This window comes from Fredinandcohnia onubensis (assembly GCF_002734285.1).
GTDB lineage: Bacteria > Bacillota > Bacilli > Bacillales > Bacillaceae_L > Ferdinandcohnia > Ferdinandcohnia onubensis_A.
The window spans coordinates 230,411-233,145 of record NZ_NSEA01000019.1; the positions used below are offsets into that span (position 1 = coordinate 230,411).

3 protein-coding genes and 1 pseudogene are annotated in these 2,735 nt (G+C 39.5%); all 4 read left to right on the top strand.

The genetic code is table 11. The features are described from left to right. Window positions 1-561, top strand: a 561-nt coding sequence (locus CKJ95_RS18330) for a flagellin N-terminal helical domain-containing protein (protein ID WP_257215851.1), incomplete at its 5' end; no start/stop codon positions are given. Window positions 562-914: 353 nt separating this feature from the next. After that, complete coding sequence (locus CKJ95_RS18335) at window positions 915-1,016, top strand: flagellin (protein WP_373604860.1); 102 nt, start codon at window positions 915-917, stop codon at window positions 1,014-1,016. 474 nt (window positions 1,017-1,490) lie between these two features. Then, a pseudogene (locus CKJ95_RS18340) lies at window positions 1,491-1,697 on the top strand (flagellin N-terminal helical domain-containing protein); the annotation flags it as partial. A gap of 277 nt (window positions 1,698-1,974) precedes the next feature. Continuing rightward, a partial coding sequence (locus CKJ95_RS23910) for a flagellin N-terminal helical domain-containing protein (protein ID WP_257215852.1) occupies window positions 1,975-2,735 on the top strand: 761 nt, incomplete at its 3' end.

A 2,735-nucleotide genomic window follows, 5' to 3' on the forward strand; every position in this document is an offset into this window, starting at 1 on the left:
ACACATAGCATTCTTCAGCGTATGCGTGAATTAGCCGTGCAATCTGCAAATGATACTAATACAGCAACTGACCGAGGTGAACTTCAAAAGGAATTTGACCAATTAGTTGATGAAGTAGACCGTATTGCAGGTAATACGGAATTTAATACTCAAAATTTACTTGGTCATAAAGATGCAGGTGGTGACTTTGATGGAACTGCTCAAACATTTACTTTCCATATTGGTGCGAACGAGGGTCAAAAACTACAAATCAGTGTTAATTCAATGGATGCAGACAGACTTGGTACAAAGGAGACAAATGGTACGTTTGCTGATGGAAATACAATACTAGATCTAAAATCAACAAATGGTACTGGTGGTGGACTGCAGACTCAAGGGGATGCTGATACTTCAATTACTATCATTAATAATGCAATTGAGTTGGTCTCAGCTGAACGTTCTAAATTGGGTGCATATCAAAATCGTTTAGACCATACAATTAACAATTTGAACACATCTTCTGAAAACCTAACTGCTGCGGAATCTCGTATCCGTGACGTAGATTATGCTTTAGCTGCATAAGCAGTAACAAGCACAGTCGTCCTAGCTGGTAACGGCTAGCGAGTATTATCGGGTGAATTGCTGGAAAACCCTTAGAGCTTTTCTTGCCACAACGTAGTTGGAAACAACAAGCGTGATGGTTTGAAAAAAGAAAAGATTGGGCAATCAGCAGCCAAGCTCCTGTCTCGAAAGAGTGGAGAAGGTTCAACGACTAGGAAACCGTCTAAGGCGAAAGCTATGACGATGAGTCCATAGGTGAAACAATGTTCATCAGTATTGTGGATCCGAAGTGCCCGACCCCTACTATATTGCTAGAGGGTGAAGATATAGTCTAGTCATTTATGAAAGTAAATGTTCGCACGATGGCGAAAGAAATGATGAACCAAACTAAGAATTCTATTCTTTCTCAAGCAGCACAAGCAATGTTGGCTCAATCCAATCAACTGCCTCAAGGTGTATTACAACTTTTGAGATAATGATTGAAGGGCGTCTAGTTTGGTAACGAGCTAGAGTATTACTGGGTGAATTGCTGGAACTTCCTAAAGCTACATCAACCACAACGTAACTGGAAATGGTCAGCGTGATGGTTTAAAAATGATATAGATGAAACAATGGATAATCAGCAGCCAAGCTCCTGTGAGGAAACTTTGGAGAAGGTTCAACGACTAGAGAATACGGTCTAAGGCAAAAGCAATGACTATGAATCTCGTAGGGCAGCAGAAGCTGTTCGAAGTGCCCAGCTCCATAAAGAATATGGATGAAGATATAGTCTGTTCTGTAATCGAAAGATGCAGTCGCAAAGCAAGCGAACCAACAACCACAGGGAGTACTACAACTTTTAAGATAATTCTTTGATTGGCCGTTGAACATATTTCAACGGCCAGTTATATAGAAAGAATTTAAAGTAGTTTACATGGATGTGAACGTTTAATTCAAGGAGGAAATAATAAATGAGAATTAATCACAATATTGCGGCACTTAACACGTATCGTCAGTTAAATACTGCAGCAAATGCACAATCAGCTTCTATGGAAAAATTATCTTCAGGTCTTCGTATTAACAAAGCAGGAGATGATGCAGCAGGTTTAGCAATCTCCGAAAAAATGCGTGGACAAATTCGTGGATTAGATATGGCATCAAAAAATGCTCAAGACGGTAGACTAGAAATGCCGCTCTAAGTAGTAATACTTAGATGAAAACTCCGTGAATTCGGTGGAACCCCAAACTAATCTATTTGATGGATGGGTGGGCAATACCGAGCCAAGCCTAATGAATCGGATAAAAGTAGTTAGGAAGGTGTGACGGTCAGGTGGTGAGGATCCGTACCAATAAGCCACCCACGAGCGCGGGGCACCCTGAATAGGGTGAAGATATGACCTGAACTTTATGGAAACATAAAGAGGCAGAGGATAAAAAGCCACTGCGGTAACATAATTGATTTCTCTAATCCAAACAGCTGAGGGTGCTTTAAACGAAACACATAGCATTCTTCAGCGTATGCGTGAATTAGCAGTACAATCTGCAAATGATACAAATACTTCTACTGATCGTAAAGAACTTCAAAAAGAAGTGGATCAATTATCGCAAGAAATTTCAAGAATCGGTAATAATACAGAGTTTAACACTAAAAATTTACTAGACGGTAGTTTTTCTGGAAAGTTTCATATTGGAGCAAACACAGGCCAAGATTTATCTCTAGATATTGATGATATGAGAGCTAATAATCTAGGTGTGGTCTCTAGTGCAGTTCTCACACTTGATTCAGATGGAACAGAATCCACTATTGCTACACATGGTTTAGAAACGGGTACCTATACAGCAGCAACAGATGCTGTTAACGGAATTGCAAGCCAAAAAGTCTTAAAAGATGAAAATGGTAATATTGCAGCTGTTTTTGTTACAGATGGATATTATTCTGTTAACGATGTACAGGTTAATACGGGTGGGGATGCTATAGAAACAGTAGGATCTCCTGAAAAACTTGTCACCATTGGAGCAGCATATGCGGATGATGATTCTATCGAGGTTGGTGGTATTGATATTTCAACACAACCTAGTGCAAACAGTGCAATTGAAACAATAAATAATGCAATTGAAAGAGTTTCAGAAGAACGTTCTAAATTAGGTGCATATCAAAACCGTTTAGACCACACTATCAATAACTTAGGTACATCTTCTGAAAACCTAACTGCTGC